16 protein-coding genes are annotated in these 17735 nt (G+C 67.0%); 3 read left to right on the top strand and 13 right to left on the bottom strand.

Annotated features, from left to right (window positions below; translation table 11 throughout):
* Positions 1-221 precede the first annotated feature (221 nt).
* The 8 genes from FQ377_RS09270 to FQ377_RS09235 form a co-directional block, all read right to left on the bottom strand.
* A complete protein-coding gene (locus FQ377_RS09270) occupies positions 222-1703 on the bottom strand; it encodes a gamma-aminobutyraldehyde dehydrogenase (protein WP_148600991.1) in 1482 nt (493 codons plus the stop codon).
* A 29-nt stretch (positions 1704-1732) separates the two neighbouring features.
* Positions 1733-3127 (bottom strand): NAD(P)/FAD-dependent oxidoreductase, encoded by a 1395-nt coding sequence (locus FQ377_RS09265; protein WP_148600942.1) that lies wholly within the window; start codon positions 3125-3127, stop codon positions 1733-1735.
* 24 nt (positions 3128-3151) lie between these two features.
* Entirely contained in the window at positions 3152-4012 is an 861-nt protein-coding gene (locus FQ377_RS09260) for an ABC transporter permease (RefSeq protein ID WP_148600941.1), read from the bottom strand.
* Positions 4005-5012, bottom strand: a complete 1008-nt coding sequence (locus tag FQ377_RS09255; RefSeq protein ID WP_148600940.1) for an ABC transporter permease — start codon at positions 5010-5012, stop codon at positions 4005-4007. Before FQ377_RS09255 ends, FQ377_RS09260 begins: the two co-directional genes overlap by 8 nt.
* Positions 5009-6184 carry a polyamine ABC transporter substrate-binding protein gene (locus FQ377_RS09250; protein WP_148600939.1) on the bottom strand — a complete coding sequence of 392 codons (1176 nt, stop codon included), beginning with the start codon at positions 6182-6184 and terminating at the stop codon, positions 5009-5011. The genes FQ377_RS09255 and FQ377_RS09250 overlap by 4 nt, the downstream gene beginning before the upstream one ends.
* A complete protein-coding gene (locus FQ377_RS09245) occupies positions 6174-7313 on the bottom strand; it encodes an ABC transporter ATP-binding protein (protein WP_148600938.1) in 1140 nt (379 codons plus the stop codon). Before FQ377_RS09245 ends, FQ377_RS09250 begins: the two co-directional genes overlap by 11 nt.
* Positions 7310-8974, bottom strand: coding sequence for an amidohydrolase (locus tag FQ377_RS09240; protein ID WP_148600937.1), 1665 nt, complete (start codon positions 8972-8974; stop codon positions 7310-7312). Before FQ377_RS09240 ends, FQ377_RS09245 begins: the two co-directional genes overlap by 4 nt.
* A gap of 103 nt (positions 8975-9077) precedes the next feature.
* On the bottom strand, positions 9078-9710 hold the full coding sequence (locus tag FQ377_RS09235; RefSeq protein WP_187393308.1) for a TetR/AcrR family transcriptional regulator: 633 nt from the start codon (positions 9708-9710) through the stop codon (positions 9078-9080).
* Positions 9711-9864: 154 nt separating this feature from the next.
* Here FQ377_RS09235 and FQ377_RS09230 point away from each other — a divergent pair, with 154 nt between their 5' ends.
* Positions 9865-10296, top strand: coding sequence for a GNAT family N-acetyltransferase (locus FQ377_RS09230; RefSeq protein ID WP_148600935.1), 432 nt, complete (start codon positions 9865-9867; stop codon positions 10294-10296).
* A 65-nt stretch (positions 10297-10361) separates the two neighbouring features.
* Here FQ377_RS09230 and FQ377_RS09225 read toward each other — a convergent pair whose 3' ends face one another.
* The 3 genes from FQ377_RS09225 to FQ377_RS09215 all read right to left on the bottom strand — a co-directional run bounded on the left by FQ377_RS09225 (position 10362) and on the right by FQ377_RS09215 (position 12454).
* Positions 10362-11159 carry a GNAT family N-acetyltransferase gene (locus tag FQ377_RS09225; RefSeq protein WP_148600934.1) on the bottom strand — a complete coding sequence of 266 codons (798 nt, stop codon included), beginning with the start codon at positions 11157-11159 and terminating at the stop codon, positions 10362-10364.
* A 95-nt stretch (positions 11160-11254) separates the two neighbouring features.
* The gene (locus FQ377_RS09220; protein ID WP_262364359.1) at positions 11255-11734 is read right to left on the bottom strand and encodes a DUF421 domain-containing protein; all 480 of its coding nucleotides are present in this window, start codon (positions 11732-11734) and stop codon (positions 11255-11257) included.
* Positions 11735-11983: 249 nt separating this feature from the next.
* The gene (locus FQ377_RS09215) at positions 11984-12454 is read right to left on the bottom strand and encodes a hypothetical protein (RefSeq protein WP_262364358.1); all 471 of its coding nucleotides are present in this window, start codon (positions 12452-12454) and stop codon (positions 11984-11986) included.
* 51 nt (positions 12455-12505) lie between these two features.
* On the opposite strand from FQ377_RS09215, the gene FQ377_RS09210 reads away from it, so the two are divergent.
* Together FQ377_RS09210 and FQ377_RS09205 are read left to right on the top strand one after the other, a co-directional pair.
* The gene (locus FQ377_RS09210) at positions 12506-12943 is read left to right on the top strand and encodes a group III truncated hemoglobin (protein WP_148600931.1); all 438 of its coding nucleotides are present in this window, start codon (positions 12506-12508) and stop codon (positions 12941-12943) included.
* A 73-nt stretch (positions 12944-13016) separates the two neighbouring features.
* Positions 13017-13982, top strand: a complete 966-nt coding sequence (locus tag FQ377_RS09205) for a quinone oxidoreductase family protein (protein WP_148600930.1) — start codon at positions 13017-13019, stop codon at positions 13980-13982.
* A 51-nt stretch (positions 13983-14033) separates the two neighbouring features.
* Here the strand turns inward: FQ377_RS09205 and pheT are convergent, their stop codons facing one another.
* Together pheT and pheS are read right to left on the bottom strand one after the other, a co-directional pair.
* Positions 14034-16577 (bottom strand): phenylalanine--tRNA ligase subunit beta, encoded by a 2544-nt coding sequence (pheT, locus tag FQ377_RS09200; protein WP_148600929.1) that lies wholly within the window; start codon positions 16575-16577, stop codon positions 14034-14036.
* A complete protein-coding gene (gene pheS, locus FQ377_RS09195; RefSeq protein WP_148600928.1) occupies positions 16578-17660 on the bottom strand; it encodes a phenylalanine--tRNA ligase subunit alpha in 1083 nt (360 codons plus the stop codon).
* Between the last annotated feature and the right edge of the window lie 75 nt (positions 17661-17735).

Raw genomic sequence — 17735 nt, 5'->3', positions numbered from 1 at the left:
TCATCGTGATGATGCCTTTCGAGTGTGATGTGAGAGTTTCCTCGAAGGATCACGCGGTGGCCGCCTTCATGTCCATCACGATGATGAACCCGGCAACCGCGCTACACCACCATATGGGGCACTACTGTCGGACTCGGAGAGCTCGCGGGCGAGGAGGGTACACAGGTGCCGACCGCGGCCTCAACCTCGGGGCCAGCTCGAGATCCGCGACACGAGCGCAGCTAACGAACCCGGAAGACCGTGTCCTGCCATTCCTTGTGAGCCGCGGAGTCGCGGCTGATCGACACGTGCTTGATGTTCGTGTACTCCTCCAGGGAGTAGATCGACATGTCGTTGCCGAAGCCTGAGGCCTTGTACCCGCCGTGCGGGAGTTCGGAGACCACGGGGATGTGGTCGTTGATCCAGACGCAACCTGCCTGAATCTCCGCGCTCGCGCGCATGGAACGGCTCACGTCCCGGGTCCAGGCCGATGCCGCCAGCCCGTACACGGTGTCATTGGCGAGGTCGATGCCCTCGTCGTCGGTATCGAAGGGCAGCGCCACGAGCACAGGTCCGAAGATCTCGTCCTGCACCACCTCCGAGTCCTGCTGCACGCCGGTGATGAGCGTGGGTCGGTAGAAGGCGCCCTCCGCGAGGTCGCCGTCGGGCGCGTACCCTCCTGCCAGCACCGAGGCTCCGGCCGCACGCGCCCGGTCGACGAAACCCGCCACCCTGTCACGGTGGTCGTGCGTGATCAGGGACCCCAGATCGGTGTCGGGGTCGGTGGGATCGCCCACGACGACGGCGTCCATCAGTTCCGCTACCCGCGTGGTGAATGCTTGGAAGAGGGGACGCTGCACGTACGCACGTGTGGCCGCCGTACAGTCCTGGCCGCCGTTGATGATCGCCCCAGCCACGGCACCGTGCGCCGCGGCTTCCACATCCGCATCGTCGAAGACCACCAGCGGTGCCTTGCCTCCCAGTTCGAGGTGGACCCGTTTTCCGGACTGCGCGGCACATGCCATGATGTGCCGGCCGACGGCGGTGGAACCGGTGAAGGAGACCATGGCGACGTCCTGGTGGCTCACCAGGTACTCGCCGATCTCGCGCCCGCGGCCTGTGACGATATTGATGACTCCGGGCGGGATGCCGGCCGCGCCAGCCGCTTCCGCGAAGAGCAGGGAGGTGCCCGGAGTATTCTCCGCCGGCTTGAGGACGATCGTGTTCCCCGCAGCAATCGCGGGCAGGATCTTCCAGGCCGCCATCTGCAGCGGATAGTTCCACGGGGCGATCGACCCGATGACGCCGACCGCCTCGCGGCGCACCATCGAGGTACCCCCGGTGCCGTACTCACCTGCTGCCAACCCACCAAGCTGACGTGCTGCGCCTGCGAAGAAGTAGATGTTGTCGATCGTCCCCGGTACATCGAACCCGCTTGCCAGGCGGATGCTCTTGCCCGTCTGCTCGGTCTCGAGCGCTGCGAACTCGACAGCCCGGCGCTCGACCTCGGCCGCGAAGGCCAGCATCGCCGTCGAGCGTTCGCCAGGGGTGCGGGAGGACCACCCTGGCAGGGCCGCCCTGGCAGCGGCGACGGCGTCGTCGACATCCTCGGTGGTTGCGTAGAACTGGGTTCCGGTGACCTTGCCGGTCGCAGGATCGATGCACGTGGCCTCGGCGCCGCGTCCGCGCCGGTAGGCGCCGTCGATGAACAGGTGCTTCTCCATGGTCTCCTCCTCCAGCCTGAACTGTTCCGTCACGAGTCGAAGCCGATCCCGATGGCGTCGAGCAGCTTCAGCAGCGGTCCCCTCTTACCTTCGTTCTGATCGGACTTGATCATGGCGCGGGTAGTCACCTTGATGCCGGCCCAGGCGAGGGGTTCGGGCGGGAAGGGCAGCGGTGTCTTCTTGACCATCTGCAGCTCGGTGCGTTCGGTGGAGGCGCCGGAGAGCAGGTCCAGCATGACGTTGCCGGCGAAGCGTGTTGCCCCGACGCCCAGTCCCGTGAAGCCCGCCGTGTAGACGACCCGGCCGGAGTAGGCCGTGGTGAAGAAGGGGAAGAAGCGCGAGCAGGTGTCAACGGCACCTCCCCACTTGTGCGTGAACCGCACCGTCCCCAGCTGCGGGAAGGTCTCATGGAACTGTCGGGCCAGCGTCTCGAAGGTTTCAGGGCGCTGGTCGTACTCGCGCTTGAGGGTCCTGCCGTAGTAATACACAGCATCCCAGCCGCCCCAGAGGATCCGGTTGTCCGCCGTCAGCCGGTAGTAGTGGAAGCGGTTCGCCAGATCAGCCATACCGAATCTTTCCGACCAGCCGATCGACTCGAGCTGTGCATCGCTCAACGGCTCCGTCATCAGTGCGTAGTCGTAGACCGGGACGGTGTGCCAGCGCATGCGCCGCAGCAATGACGGGAAAGCGTTGGTGGCCAGTGCCACCTGGCTGGCGGTGACGTCTCCCCCGTCCGTGCGCAGCACCATGTGCCCGTTCCGCCGCGACAGCGAGCGGACCGGGGTGTGTTCGTGGATCTCGACGCCGAGTTCGCGGGCCACGCGTGCGAGTTCCCAGACGAGCTTCGCCGGATGGAGCATCGCGGTGGAGCGCTTGGTCCACAGCCCGGCCTTGAACGTGGGAGAAACGATGTGCTCGGCCAGTTCCGCGGCATCCATGAAGTACGCGTCGGCGTCGGGATCGTGTCCCGCCGCCAGCTCGGGGATCTGGTAGTCCTCCGTCGCCACATTCATCTCACCTGTGCGTTCGAACTCGCAGTCGAGTCCGTACCGTTCTACCGCCTCCTGGATCTCGTCCAGATTCTGCAGGCCCATGCGGGTCAGAAGCTCGTTCTCCTCGGGAAGGTGCTTCTGCCCGTTGCCCTCGCCATGGGTCAGGCTGAAGTCGCAGAAGCCACCGTTGCGTCCGGAGGCCGACCACCCGAGGCGCTGGCCCTCCAACAGCATCACGCGTCGGTCAGGTTCACGTTCCTTGGCCAGCAGGGCGGTCCAGAGCCCCGTGTACCCGCCGCCGACGATGACCAGGTCGGTTGTCGAGGATCCCGACAGGGGCGGCAGGGCTTCCGGTCGGTTCGGATCATCGAGCCAGAACGGTGTGGTGGATGCACTGGCGAGGGAGGACGTCGGATCTGTGGAGTCTTGCATGGTGTGTGTCCTTTGCAGTCGGCTCTAGGAGCCGGCCATCGTTTTGACGATCTGGGAGGAGGAATTGCCCGAGCGCTTGAGCACCAGTCCTACCAGCGCCAGGGCCAGGAGGGTCAGGACCAGCATCGCCGTGGAAATGGCTGCCACTTCGGGTCGGAGGGCTACGCGGACGGCGGAGAAGATGTACACCGGCCAGGGCGTGTAGCCCGGCTGCTGGACGAAGCTGGAGAGGATGGTGTTGTCGAGGCTGAGGGTGAAGGCCATCAGGGCGCCGGCGAGGATCCCTGGCCCGGCCAGCGGCAGGGTGACATCGCGGAAACTTCGCCACTTGGTTGCGCCGAGGTCCTCAGCGGCCTCCTCGAGCGAACTGTCGATACCGGCCATGCGGGCCCTGATGATGAAGGTGACGATGGCCGTGGAGAACGCGGTATGCGCGATGACCAGGCGGAAGAGTCCGTTGTTGAAGGGAGTCAGACCGGCGTCGACACCGAGCGTGACGAACCAGGGCAGCATCGCGATGCCGTCCACCACTTCCGGGGTCACCAGGGTCAGTGCCAGGAGCGCCGTGAGGAGCACGGGCCACTTCGCCCCCTTCGTGGCGCGAGCCAGGGCGATGCCTCCGAAGGTGCCGAGCACGGTGGCCAACAGCGCCGTGCCGGTGGCGGCCTTCAGCGACGTCATGACCGAGGCGATGATGACGTCGTTCTGCAGTCCGGAGACGTAGGCCTGCACGCCGAGTTCATCGAAGGATGCCAGCAGCCGTCCATTGTTGAACGAGTAGAGGACGATCACCGCGATGGGCAGGAAGAGGAAGACGAAGACCACTGCTCCCCACACCCATAGTGCGGTATCGGTCAGCGAACGACGGCGGATGCGCTCAGGCATGTGGACCTCCTGTTGTGGTTCCGGAGACAGCAGGTTCGGCCTGCCGGACGCGGCTGCCCTCGGGCAGATCCGCGGCGGTTCCGGCGTCGGTTCCGGCGTGCTGCCCGGTTGGCAGTTCGACCCGGCCCACGTACCTGATGATCGCTTTCACGACCAGCGCCAGCAGGGCGGTGACGACCACGACCGCGAGGGTGAAGAGCATCAGGACCACCGCCATCGCCGAACCGAGCGCCCAGTTCTGCGCGTTCTGGAACTGGTTCGCCACCAGCTGGCCGATCATGGTCCCGTTGGCACCGCCGAGCACGGAGGCGGTGATGTAGTCACCGGTCAGGGGGATGAACACCAGGAGGCATCCGCTGACCACGCCGGGGGTCGCCAGCGGGAGGGTCACCTGGAAGAACGTGCGCCACTTGCCGGCACCCAGGTCGGCGCTGGCCTCGCGCAGTTGGACGCCGGCGGAGTCCATGGCCACGAACAAGGGCAGGATCATCAGCGGCAGGTAGTTGTAGATGACGCCGATCTGGACTGCGGCACGCGAATAGAGGATGTCCAGCGGTGAGCCGAGCAGTCCGATGCCCTGCAACGCCTCGGAGACGAAACCGTCGGGAGAGAGGATGATCTGCCAGCCCAGCGTCCGGACCAGGAAGTTGGTCCAGAACGGCACCAGGACCAACGCCAGCAGCAGCCCCCTGCGACCCGGTGGCACCTTCACGGCGAGCCAGTAGGCGAACGGCACCGCGATGACGAGGCACGCGAGGGTGCCGACGATCGAGATGCGCAGTGTGGCCGTGAAGACCGACAGGAACGTCGGACTCACAACCTCGCGGTAGCGGCCGAGGGAGAGCTGCTCCATCGAGTGCGTGGTGAACTGGTCGGGCTTGAACCCGAAGCTGTACCACATGACCAGCGCCACGGGCAGGGCGAAGAAGAACAGCATGTAGGCCCACGTGGGGAAGGAGAGCGCACTGTCCCCGAGGAACTTCCGGAACCTCGATGTCATGCTCCGCTCCTTGCCTGAGCACTGGAGAAGATCTCCACGCGCCGCTGCTGGGCTTCGTTCATCTCCGAGGGAGTGAGCCGGTCGAGGACGTCCTGCGCGGGGAAGATCAGCTCCGGCAGCTCCACGCCCTCCTCCTCCGCCCGCTCTTCGAGGCCCTTGGTCCCCACCGGGTATCCGATGTAGTCCATCTGTTCGAAGGCGACCTCAGGAGAGAGCATGTGGTTGATCAGTGCATGGGCGGCGTCAGGGTGCGGCGCACCGGTTGCGATCGCCCAATTGTCCATCCACAGGTTCGCGGACGGTGTCGGGTAGACGAACTTCCATTGCTCCGGATCATCCATCTCGAGCATGCCCTGCCGCGCGTCCCCGTTGTAGGACTGCAGGAGAGCGAGGCCGCCCTGGACCATCCCCGTCGAAGCCGCACCGAAGTAGGCGCGCACGTGCGGAGCGAGGTTGTCCAGCAGCACTCGCTCGCAGGCGTCGAGCTTCTCCTCGTCCGTGGTGTTCAGGTCCTCACCGGCAGCTCCGAGCGCGATCGAGCAGACCTCCCACGGATCCTCCAGCAGCGCGGTCCGACCCGAGGCCTCCCCCATGGCCGCCTCCAGGAAGTCCTGCCAGGACGCCATGGGCCGGGTGATCGTGTACGTGTCGTACACATACCCGGTGGTCCCCCAGGCCTTGCAGATCGTGTATTTGTTTCCCGGGTCCCAGACCTGATCGGTGAAGTTCGGGTCCATATTGGTGAAGTTGGGGATGAGCTCCTTCTGCAGGGGCTGCAGCAGGCCGTGTTCGGCCATCTGCGGGATCATCAGCCCGGTCGGGACGACGACGTCGTAGCCGGAAGTTCCGCGGGTGGCGGCGAGCTTGGAGATCAGCTCCTCGTTCGAGCCGAAGGAATCGACCTGCACGGTTGCTCCCGTGGCCGCCGTGAACGAGGAGATGCTCTCCGGCGGATCGTAGTCACCCCACGAGTACAGGTTGACGTTGTTCTCGATCTTCCCGTTCGGAGCCGGCGAACTGGCCATGGCACGATCGCCACCGCACCCCGCGAGTCCCAGCAGTCCGACGACGGCGGTGCCGGCGAACAAGCTGCGACGGGAGAGCTCGCGGCTCAGAATGGTGGGAGCGAGCAGCCGGATGTCTGCTGTGCCCGTTGCCTTCCTAGCCTTCATCGCAGTACACCGCCACATCCGCGCCGTCCCACTCGATGAGCACATCCTCGTCCGTGGGCAGGGGCACGGCGTCCGAGCGGGGGACCCGGGAGAGGATCTCCGTGTCCTCACCGATCAGCAGTACGTACTGGACCACGTCTCCGAGGAAGGAGACCCCGGCGATCCGACCGCGCACGGCATTTGGTGCCGAGGGCACGCCGTCGGCGACGCGGAGCCGCAGTGTCTCCGGCCGTATGGCAACCCGCACAGTGTCACCGACCGACGGCACCGGCCGGCCCGTTGCACCGGGATCGCCTGCCGCATTCGGCTCGGGCAGGATCGTGGTGTTGTTCACCGAACGCAACCGCAGCGCGCCGCCGTCGTCGGACACCACGACCGCTTCGACGAAGTTCTGCTTGCCGATGAATCCGGCCACGAAGCTGTTGGCCGGACGCGTGTACACCTCCTCCGCGCTGCCGATCTGCTGGATACAGCCGTCATACATGACCACGATCCGGTCGCTCATGGCGAGCGCCTCCTCCTGGTCGTGCGTGACGAAGATGAACGTGATACCCAGCCGCTTCTGCAGCAGCTTGAGCTCCACCTGCATCTCCTCGCGCAGCTTGCGATCCAGCGCGGACATCGGTTCGTCCAGCAGCAGGACCTTGGGCCGATTGACCAGCGCACGGGCCAGGGCAACACGCTGCTGCTGGCCTCCGGAGAGCTGTCCGGGGCTGCGGTCCGCGAACTCCCGCATCCGCACCATGGTCAGGGCCTCGTCCACCCGCTGACCGATCTCCTTCTTCGGAGTGCGCGACTGCTTGAGGCCGTAGGCCACGTTCTCGGCGACCATCATGTGCGGGAAGAGTGCATACGCCTGGAACACGGTGTTCACCGGTCTCTTGTGCGCGGGCATCTTGGTCAGGTCCGTCGATCCGAGCTCGATGACACCGGCCGTGGGCTCCTCGAACCCGGCGATCATCCGCAGCAGGGTGGTCTTTCCGCAGCCCGAGGGGCCGAGCAGGCACAGGAACTCGCCCGCACGGATGTCCAGGTCGAGGTCCTTGATGGCCGCTACACCGCCGAACTCCTTGTGCAGACTGCGGATCGAGAGTTCCCCGGCTATGGCTGGCGAGAGAGTGGCGCTCATGCTTCTCCTTCGGTTCGGTTGCGGGCATCGTGAACGATTGCTCCGGCCACCACGGTCAGGCGGTTGGAGAGACGGTGAAGATCGGATTCAGGGACGGCGAACGGATCGCGGTCGGCCAGCGCGAGATCGGCGGGTCCGCCGATCTCGATCCGCCCGCCTGCTGCGGACCGGTTCAGGCGGGCGGAACCGGAGGTGTAGGCGCGCAGCGCGTCCAGCAGCCCGATGGCCTCACTGGGGTTCAATGGCTCCCGCGGTTCCTCCGCGCCTCCCTCCGTACGGTTGACCGCGATATGGATCGCCTGCCACGGATCCGGGGTGGAGACCGACCAGTCCGATCCCATCGCCAACCGTGCTCCGGCGTCGAGCAGGGACCGGAAGGGGTACTGCCAGCCGGCGCGCTCCTCCCCGAGGACAGGCACCGTAAGGTCCCGCATGGAGTCGTCGTTGCAAGCCCACAGAGCCTGCAGATTCGCCGTCACATCGAGTTCCGCAAAACGCGGGACGTCCCTGGGATTCACGACCTGCAGGTGCGCGATGTGGTGACGTCGGTCGCGTCCCGGGTTGGCGCCGCGCATCGCCGCGAAGGCATCCAGTCCCTGACTGACCGCCCGGTCCCCGATGGCGTGCAGGTGGATGTCGAAGCCCGCCGCGTCGATCGCCGCGAACGCCTCAGCCAGGAAATCTGCCTCGAAATAGCTCAATCCGGACCCGGCACCGGGGCAGCCGCACGAGTGGTACGGCTCGGCCATCGCGGCCGTCCGACTCTCGACGACGCCGTCGAGCATGAACTTCACCGCCGTGGCCCGGAACCCGGTGCCGGACGAGGCGTGCCGGCGTCGTTCCCGGAAGATCCGTACCTGTTCCGGGATGTCCTGCACCTCGCGCGGCCACCAGAGGGCCCCGACGACGTCGGAGTGCAGTTCCCCGGCGGCATCGGCCGCGCAGTAGGCGGCGTACGGGTCGGCGTGGCCGGAGTACTGGCCGATGATGGCGTCCTGCCAGCCGGTGATACCGAAGGTGTTGAGGTAGCGCTGGCCCTCGAGCAGTCCGTGGCGCAATTGCTCCTGGGTCTCCTCTGGGATCAGGCGGCTGACCAGGTCCATGGCGCCCTCGTGGAGCGTGCCGGTGGGAGTGCCGGAGTCGTCGCGTTCGATACGGCCACCGGGTGGGTCAGGGGTGTCGGCCGTGATGCCCGCCAGTTCGAGGGCGTGCGTATTCACCCACGCGCTGTGGTGGTCACGGTTCACCAGAAAGGCGCCGCGGTCCGGGATGAGCTCGTCCAGCTCCACGGCTGTGGGAGTTCCGCCCGGGAAGTCGGACATGGTCCAACCTCCGCCGGAGATCCAGCCGTCGACAGCTTCGGTGCGAGCGGCGTACGAGCTGATGGCGTCCCGGCATTCTGTCGCATTTCCTGCGTCGCTCAGGTCACAGCCGAGCCGCTCCACACCCCCGGCGACTGCATGGACGTGCGCGTCGGTGAAACCTGGCGTGAGCAGACCGCCATGGGCATCGATGAGCTCGGTGTGGGGGCCGGCCGCTGCAAGCAGGTCCGAGCCCGTACCGAGGGCGACGACACTGCCGCCGGAGACCGCCACGGCGTCAGCAGCGATGAGCTGATTCCCATCGAAGATCCGGGCGTTGTGGATCAGCAGGACGGGCATAGTGCCCCGTAAAAGTGTCCGGAAGTGTGGTAGAGCTCACATAGCATGCGGCTCACACTAAGCGGGTAACAGTTTTTAGTCAACGATGTTGACTATCTGCCTGCTACCTCTTGGCCTCGGCGTCCGGAACGGCACGTCGGGCTACCGACTCAAGCAGCAGGTCCACTGCCAGCTCGTACGTGGGGTCTTCCTGGATGGTGGCCAGCATCGGTGCCGCCTTCGCGATGAATGGGAATCGTTCGGCGTCGAGTGCCGCGTACTCATTGCTCCACGCCGCGGTGTCCTTGGCCTGTTCCTCGCTGGGAAGGATCCGGAAGGCGGCGTCGAGCCCTGCGAAGGCCAGGTTCAGGTCGTCGATCACGCGATAGAGTCGCGCTGCCTCCTCCGGATCGAAGCCTCCTCGGGACAGCGCTGCGAGGATCTCCTCCACGATGCGGATCTCGCCGGGTCGGCGGGTGACACGCGTGACGCCGAGGACCGCTGCATGCGGGTGGGAGAGATAGGCGCGGCGGCCCCGGTGCATGAGGTCGCGGATGGTCCCGAGCCAGTCATCGTCGGGTTCGAAGTCGTCGAGCGCCGAGACCATGAGGCTGTCGGTGACGGCGAGGATGAGCTCATCCTTGTTGCGGAAGTGCCGATACAGGGCAGTCGGGTCGACGTTGAGGGCAGCTCCCAGCTTGCGGAAGCTCAACCCTTTGACTCCGTCGCGTTCGAGGGCATCCAGGGAAGCAGCCACGATCAATTCCGGCGATAGCGAGTTGCGGGGGGCCCTCATCTAACTACCCTATGTGAGGGCCTGCTACCGGGCGGGGCGGATCCGGGCCGAGAATTGCGGGCCCTCCCGAATGCGAGATTGCTGAGCCTAGCGCGCCGAGCGTCCCCGCTGACATTTGCCGGTCCACGACGTCGGTCCTGCGGAGGCCCAGCAGATCAAGGGCGACGAAACCGTCGACGGGTTCCATCCACCCGACCCGCTCCCTGTCTTCGGCCTCTTGTTGCTCAAGGTGGTGGGATACGTGGACCTGCACGATGCCGATCCGAGGGATAAGGAACTCGGCTTTCTCGTTGGACCCTCGCACCGCTGGGTGCACGGACTGGGTCGCCGGCTGGCGGAGGCCGGTCTCGCCTACGGTCTCGGCGAGCTGTCGCTCGACCGCATCTGGGCCGAAGCGCCTGAAGCGAACACAGCGTCCGTGAGCATCCTGCGCTCTCTCGGTATGAGCGAAACAGGTCGAGGTGCTCCCGGACAATTCCTGCAGATCGACAGCTACCAGCTGCAGTTCCGGATCAGTCGACAGGAGTGGCTGCAAGGTCCGAAGTGATCAAGCCGTCGTCGAGCTTTCGCATCGCTGAACGATGCACTGACGCTGTCACGTCGATCCAGTCCTCAGCGGCGCCAGAGATAGGGCGTTGTCGTCGATACCTTCACGAGCCCGGAACGCTCGAGAATGGGCCGCGAGTATTCGGTGGAGTCGCTGTGGATGAGGGTCTTCCCCCTCTCGATCGCTGACTGGGCCCGTCGAGCTGTCAGCGCCCGGTAGATACCGTGGCCGCGCCACTCCTTACGGGTCGCCCCTCCCCAGATGCCGGCGAACTCTGTTTCGGGAACCGGCTCCAACCGGCCGGCACAGACTATCTGTCCCTTCGCCTCGGCCACCCAGAGCTCCGTACCGTCACCGGCTGATAGCTGGCGGAGCAGGGCATCTGCCGACTCGCGGGTGACCGCGTTGCCGAAGACCTCGTCCTGCATGGCGCTTGCAGAGCGCACGTCCGGCTCGTCCGTGACCTGTCGGATCGTCACCTCGGCGGGTAGTGGAACCTCGACGCTCAATGCCTTCGCCTCGCCGATCATGATCGATTCCGGCTCGCCCCCAACGAAGCCGTTCTCCAGCAGAGCCTCATGCAGTCCGGGCGCATGGTCGTGTCCACGAGTCTTCCATTCGACCAGGCGAATCTCCGGGTTGGCCCGATAGTGGGCGACGACGTCCCCCACTATCCTCGGTATGCTCTCCGCGCCGACTTCGCCCAGCTCCTTGTAGGTGACGAAGCCACGTCCGTGCATGAACGTCACCAGATGCAATGCATGGTGCCGGGTCACTGTGATGGCACCGAGGATCTCGGCATCGGTGCGCAACTGGTCATCATACGCAGCGAGGAAGCGGGCGAGTCGATCGATCTCGGTCATTCCGCGACCCGAGCCTGAGCGCAATGGTCTGGATCGCCAGGACCCTTGAGGTCAGCCATCTTCCGCGGTAAAACGCGGCTGGATCCGAGGTCTATCTAGTTCTCCGGATCGGCGAGGAATGCTGCGGGAACCAATTCTGCACCCACCACATCTTCCAGCATGCCCCGCTCGATAGGCATGCCGCGCCGTAGAACGCTGATCTCTCCGGTCAATTCCAGGATCACACAGGCCACTTCCGACCAACTGCGGATGCCGGCCAGGCGCAGCCGCGCGGTGATCTCGTGCTCGGCGACATGGGTGCGCCGCAGGTTCGCCATCACGATGCGCTCTCCTGCCATGAGCACATACGCCCTGTTGCTGACCGCATTCAGTCCCTTCGGGAACCGGCGTAACTGTCCAGTAACCGCCTGCAACACCAGCAAGGTGATGACACCCAAGGCACCCGCCACCAGCGTCGGGGTGTAGCCGAGGATCGCGCGACCGATCACGGCTCCGAGTGCCACCGCTGCGGCGAGATCGAAATTGGACAGGCGCGCCATCGTCCGTTGCCCCATGACCCTGATGAGGGTCAGCATGAGCAGATACAGACCGACGGTGGAGACCACGACCCGGAGGGCGTCGGCCCACGTCAGTCCCATCTCATGCCACATGACCGCCCCTTCCTCAGGCGGTTCAGCCTAACCGACCCGTTCCGAACGGCAGCCCAGGATCGACGACGCCGCCGCACGGCGATGTCGTCGGCTGCACCTGGGGCCCGCGACGGGACAGGAGGACGCACGACGCAGAGTGGGCTCTGGTCCGCCGGTGCTCGGCCCGCTGCGGACCTACGGTGCGCGCAGGTGGGCCAGCGTCAGGCCGATAGGGATACTCGTGAGGATGACGACGAGCAGGAGCCGGTAGGTCCACAGCGCCCACGCAGGCCCGTCGCCCTTCCCCCGCACCGTCCGGATCAGCAGCGCGAGGGCGACCACGAGCACCACACCACCGGCGTCGACGATCAGCGGTGCGCCGAGCACTGTGCCGGCGAGTACCGCCAGACTGCCCAGATTCCAGGCGACCAGCTCCGTTGCGACAGTGCTCCGTGACAGTGGCTGCGGCGCCAGGGCTGCCTGCGCAATGCCGAAGGCACTCTGGGCAATGCCGGCCACGAGAACCTGATAGGCGGCGGCCCACGAGCCGTACTCGAGGTGCAGTGGCCCCGTCACTGCCGCGGTCAGTCCGCCGGCGATGATCCAGGCCGTCGCGATCACGCGGAACGTACTCGAGCTTGTCCATCGAAGGCGCTCAGAATCCATGCCGGCCATGCTGCAAATCTACAGCTTTTCTACGAAACGTAGAATGAGTGCGTGGCTACCATTCGAGCTGACCTGCAGGACCGCGACGACGTCGAGACCCTCCTCACCGCGTTCTACCGGCGCGCCTTCGCCGACGAGCTGCTGGGGCCGATCTTCGTGGACGTGGCCCGGATGGATCTCCAGGCGCACCTGCCGATCATCTGCGACTTCTGGGAGACCGTGCTGTTCAAGGCCGGGCTCTACCGTCGCAATGCCCTCGAACCGCATCTGGAGCTTCATCGACAGGTCCCGCTGACAGCCGCGCACTTCGAGCGCTGGCTGACACTGTGGTCGGCGACGCTCGACGAGCACTACGCCGGGCCGAAGGCCGAGCTGGCCAAGGTGCAGGCCTCCCGCATCGCACTGTCCATGCGCCGGCGGTTGCAGGGACGCTCCGGCAGCGCGATGGAGACGATCAGTATCGGGGACGCTCCGACGTCGGAGGGGTGACCCGAGCCCATCGGGGCCAACGGCGAAGCACCGGCCCTAGCATGGAGGGACGCCACGGAAAGGAACACTCATCATGTCCTCAGCAATCGTCGTCCAGCAGTCCGGCGGACCCGAGGTCCTCACCCTCGCCTCCGCCGACCGGCCGGAACCGGGTCCCGGCCAGCTCCTCGTGAAGGTCGCCGCCGCAGGAGTCAACTTCATCGAGACCTACCAGCGCAGCGGCGTGTACCCCGTGGAGCACCCGTTCACCCCGGGAGCCGAGGCCGCCGGGACCGTGGAAGCCGTCGGTGAGGGCGTCACCGACTACAGCGCGGGAGACCGCGTGGCCTTCGCCGAAGGCAAGGGAACCTACGCCGAGTACGCACTCGTGGACGCGGACCGCGCCCTGCCCGTGCCCGACGGCGTCGACCTCGAGACCGCGGCGGCGCTCCCCCTGCAAGGCATGACCGCGCACTACCTCATCAACTCGACCTTCGAGGTGCAGCCGGAGCACACGGTGCTCGTCCATGCCGGCGCCGGCGGCGTCGGGCTGCTCATCATCCAGCTCCTCAAGGCCAAGGGCGCCCGCGTCTTCACCACCGTCTCCACCCCCGAGAAGGAGGACCTGGCCCGCGGAGCCGGCGCCGACGAGGTGCTCGGCTACGAGGGCTTCGCCGACGCCGTCATGTCATTGACCGACGGCGTGGGCGTGGACGTGGTGTACGACGGCGTGGGCAAGGCGACCTTCGACGAGTCGCTGCGCTCGCTGCGCATCCGGGGCACCATGGTGCTCTTCGGTGGAGCTTCCGGCCCGGTACCGCCGGTCGATCCGCAGCTGCTGAACAGCAGCGGCGGGCTCTACCTCACGCGCCCGTCGATCGTGCACTATGTGCGCACCCCGGAGGAGCGGCGCTGGCGGTCCTCCGAACTCTTCGACGCCGTCCTGGCCGGACAGCTCGACGTGCGGATCGGAGCCCGTTACGCGCTGGGCGATGCCGCCCAGGCCCACGAGGATCTCGAGGGTCGGAAGACCACAGGCAAGGTTCTGCTGGTCCCGTAGGGTCCGGAACGGTCCTCTCGGCCGGGCGCCGGCCGGGTCGAGAGGACCGGTTCAGCGCTGCACGGCCCCGAACCGCTCCCCCGCGAGCGCCACCGCGGCATCGCGTGCAGCGCTGGCCTCCTCGGCCGTCAGCGTCCTGTCGGGCGCCCGGAAGCGCAGGGCGAAGGCGAGTGACGTGCTGCCCTCGGCGATGCCGGGTCCGGTGTAGACGTCGAACAGGCTGACGTCCTCGAGCAGTTCTCCCGCACCCTCCCGCAGGGTCTCCAGCACGTCACCGGCGACGACGGCGGAGTCCACCACGAGCGCCACGTCCTGCGTCGCCGTCGGATACGTGGACAGCGAGCGGGCCACGATGATGTCGGCGGCGGCGTCGAACAGGCGGTCGACGTCGATCTCGAACGCCACGGTCCGGGCCGGCAGATCGTGGAACGCGCTGACCTTCGGGTGCAGTTCCCCGGCGTGACCGAGCACCTCACCGCTGCGCAGCACGAACTCCGCGATCCGCCCGGGGTGGAACGCCTGGTGACTGCCCTGCCGCACCACCACGTCCACGCCGGTCACGCTCCCCATGAGCTGCACGACGTCGACGGCGTCGGCCCAGTCCCAGGCCCGCGCCTCCACTCCGGCGGACGGCGGCACCTCGAGACCCGTGAACAGCCCGGCGATGACCTGCGGCTGGTGCGGGATCCCGTCGTAGAGGGCGTCGAGGACGTCGTCGTCGGGCTTGATGCCCAGCGGCGGGATCGTCTTCGTTCCCATCTGCTCACCCGGCAGGAAGACGGACCCCGACTCGAACAGGGCGAGATCGCGGAAGCCACGCGAGTGGTTCCGCTTGGCCACCTCGATGAGGCCGGGCAGGACGGACCGCCGCAAGTAGGCGCGCTCCGCACTGAGCGGATTGGCGAGCCGGACCGCCGGTGCGGCTGCTCCCTCCTCGGACGTGCCGAAGAGCGCGTTGGCCTGCTCGCTGACGAACGGGTAGGACAGCACCTCGGTGAGCCCCGCCGCGGCAAGGGCGTTCAGGAGCCGACGGCGCTGCTGCTGCACGCGGGTCAGACCGCGACCGGGAGGCGCCACGGGAAGCGTGGACGGGATGGTGCTGTACCCCACGAGGCGGATGATCTCCTCGGTGAGGTCCTCGCGCGTCTCCAGATCCGAGCGCCAGCTCGGCGCCGTGACGCGGTAGCCGCCGTCGACCGGCTCCACCCCGGCACCGAGATCGGTGAGCGTGCCCGTGATCTGGTCCTCGGTGAACTCGCGGCCGATCAGGCGCGCCGGGAAATCGGCGGCGAGCTCGATCACGCGGGGCGCGGGTGCCTGCCCGACGTCGGTCACGGCGTCGTCTGCCGTGCCGCCGGCGAGCTCGAGGAGGAGATCGACGGCGCGCTGTGCGGCGACGTCGGCGATCTGCCAGTCGACATCGCGCTCGAAGCGCCTCGACGCCTCCGACGGGAGCTTGTGGCGACGGCGGGAACGTCCGATGCTCACGGGGTCGAAGTGGGCCGACTCGATGACGACGTCCACGGTGCTGTCCGACACCTCGGTGGACGCGCCTCCCATGACCCCGGCGATACCGATGGGCCCGGACGCGTCGGTGATGAGGAGATCCCCGACGTCGAGTGCGCGCTCCCTGTCATCGAGGGTCCGCAGCGTCTCACCCTCGATGGCGCGGCGCACCACGATCTCACCGGAGAGCGTGTCGCGGTCATAGAAGTGCAGGGGCTGACCGAGCTCGAGCATCACGTAGTTGGAGATGTCCACCACGAGCGAGATCGACCGGATACCGGCCAGGCGCAGGCGCGCGGACATCCACGGCGGGGTGGGGCGGGTGGGGTCGACGCCGCGAACGGTGCGGGCCACGAAGCGGTCGCAGCCGTCCACGCCGTAGATCGGCGCCTCGTCGGCGAGGCGCACCGGGTACCCCTCACCCGCAGCGGCGGGCACGACGACGGCGTCGGCCGGGTCGGTGAAGGCCGTCCCGGTGGCGTGGGCGTACTCGCGCGCCACACCGCGGATGGAGAAGCAGTAGCCGCGATCCGGTGTCACATTGATCTCGGCCGCCTCGTCGTACAGTCCGAGGAGGTCCATGGCGTCGGCACCCACCTCGGGGTCCAGCCCGAGGGTGGAGAGCACGAGGATGCCGTCGTGGTCCTCCCCGATGCCGAGCTCCTTCACCGATGCGATCATTCCGGCCGAGACGTGACCGTAGGTCTTGCGGGGGCTGATGCGGAAGTCACCGGGCAGGACGGCGCCCGGCAGCGTGACCACCACCTTGTCGCCCTCCTCGAAGTTGTGCGCGCCGCACACGATGCCCTGCACGCCCGAGGGGTCGATCCCCTCGCCCGTGAGGGTCTGCTCCTCACCCTCGGGCACCACGCGGACCTGGCACCAGTTGATGGTCTTGCCGTTGGTCTGGGGCTCCGCGATCTTGCTGAGCACCTGGCCCACCACGATGGGGCCGCTGAGCTCGTCGGTGGGACGGTGGACGTCCTCCTCCTCGAGGCCCACCTTCACGAGCTCGGCCATCACGTCTTCCGCGGTGGCGTCCGCGGGCACGGCTGCGTACTCGCGCAGCCAGGACAGTGGGATTCTCATCTAGATCTCCATCCCGAAGTGGTCGCTGAAACGGACGTCGCCCTCGATCATGTCGTGCATATCGACGACGTCGTTGCGGAACATGAGCGCCCGCTCGATCCCCATACCGAAGGCGAAGCCGGAGTAGACCTCCGGGTCTATGCCGGTGGCCCGCAGCACATTGGGATTGACCATGCCGCAACCACCCCACTCGATCCAGCGCGCGCCGCCCTTGGCGCCCGGGTGCCAGATGTCGAGCTCGGCGCTCGGCTCGGTGAAGGGGAAGAAGTTGGGGCGCAGGCGCACCTTGGCCTCGTCGCCGAAGAGCTGCTGCGTGAAGTACTCGAGCGTGCCCACGAGATCGGCCATGGTGAGGCCCTTGTCGATCGCGAGGCCCTCGAACTGGTGGAAGACCGGGGTGTGGGTGGCGTCGAGTTCGTCGGTGCGGAACACCTTGCCCGGGCACAGCACGTAGATGGGCAGCTCACGCTCGAGCATCGATCGGATCTGCACGGGCGAGGTGTGCGTGCGCAGCACGAGGTGCGCGTCGAGCGGCTCCACGAAGAAGGTGTCCTGCATCTCGCGTGCCGGGTGGTCCGGCTTGAAGTTCAGGGCGTCGAAGTTCAGCCACTCCGATTCGAGCTCGGGCCCCTCGGCGATCTCCCAGCCCATGCTGACGAAGACGTCGCTGACCCGCTCCTGCAGCGTGGAGAGCGGATGGCGCGCGCCGTGCCGCCGACGGCGGGGGGCTGCCGTCACGTCGACGGCCTCCTCGACGAGGATCCGCGCGTCGCGCTCGGCCTCGAGCTCAGCGGTCCGTGTGGTGAGTGCCTGGTTGATGCGGCCGCGTGCCGGGCCGATGTTCTTGCCCGCCGCCGACTTCTGCTCCTTCGGCAGCGCCCCGATCCCCCGGTTCGCCAGGCTAAGAGGCGACTTCTCACCCGTGTGCGCGATCCGCACAGCCTTGAGCCCGTCCAGATCTGCCGCAGCGGCGATGGCGGCCAGCGCGGTGTCGACGGCGGCTGCGACCGAGGTGGGATCCAGCGGGTCGGGAACCGTCGCCTCGGGGCCGGTGTGCCCGGGGTTCTCTGGGGTTTCGGTCATGGAGGTGGGATACCTTGCACTCTCGGACAGGCCGCGATGGCTCCACTACGGGGAGCCACTGCCGACGGGAACAGG

Origin of the sequence: Arthrobacter echini (genome assembly GCF_008107445.1) — a bacterium.
GTDB lineage: Bacteria > Actinomycetota > Actinomycetes > Actinomycetales > Micrococcaceae > Arthrobacter_D > Arthrobacter_D echini_A.
The sequence above is the reverse complement of the archived record's forward strand: the minus strand, read 5'-3'. Positions and strand labels throughout refer to the sequence as shown.

Bases quoted from the DNA above. Each gene is read 5' to 3' on its own strand.
- FQ377_RS09250 (WP_148600939.1), bottom strand. From the start codon at position 6,184: ATGAAGGCTAGGAAGGCAACGGGCACAGCAGACATCCGGCTGCTCGCT.
- FQ377_RS09245 (WP_148600938.1), bottom strand. From the start codon at position 7,313: ATGAGCGCCACTCTCTCGCCAGCCATAGCCGGGGAACTCTCGATCCGC.
- FQ377_RS09260 (WP_148600941.1), bottom strand. From the start codon at position 4,012: ATGCCTGAGCGCATCCGCCGTCGTTCGCTGACCGATACCGCACTATGG.
- pheS (WP_148600928.1), bottom strand. From the start codon at position 17,660: ATGACCGAAACCCCAGAGAACCCCGGGCACACCGGCCCCGAGGCGACG.
- FQ377_RS09270 (WP_148600991.1), bottom strand. From the start codon at position 1,703: ATGGAGAAGCACCTGTTCATCGACGGCGCCTACCGGCGCGGACGCGGC.
- FQ377_RS09205 (WP_148600930.1), top strand. From the start codon at position 13,017: ATGTCCTCAGCAATCGTCGTCCAGCAGTCCGGCGGACCCGAGGTCCTC.
- FQ377_RS09240 (WP_148600937.1), bottom strand. From the start codon at position 8,974: ATGCCCGTCCTGCTGATCCACAACGCCCGGATCTTCGATGGGAATCAG.
- FQ377_RS09265 (WP_148600942.1), bottom strand. From the start codon at position 3,127: ATGCAAGACTCCACAGATCCGACGTCCTCCCTCGCCAGTGCATCCACC.
- pheT (WP_148600929.1), bottom strand. From the start codon at position 16,577: ATGAGAATCCCACTGTCCTGGCTGCGCGAGTACGCAGCCGTGCCCGCG.
- FQ377_RS09225 (WP_148600934.1), bottom strand. From the start codon at position 11,159: ATGACCGAGATCGATCGACTCGCCCGCTTCCTCGCTGCGTATGATGAC.
- FQ377_RS09220 (WP_262364359.1), bottom strand. From the start codon at position 11,734: ATGCTGACCCTCATCAGGGTCATGGGGCAACGGACGATGGCGCGCCTG.
- FQ377_RS09255 (WP_148600940.1), bottom strand. From the start codon at position 5,012: ATGACATCGAGGTTCCGGAAGTTCCTCGGGGACAGTGCGCTCTCCTTC.
- FQ377_RS09215 (WP_262364358.1), bottom strand. From the start codon at position 12,454: ATGGATTCTGAGCGCCTTCGATGGACAAGCTCGAGTACGTTCCGCGTG.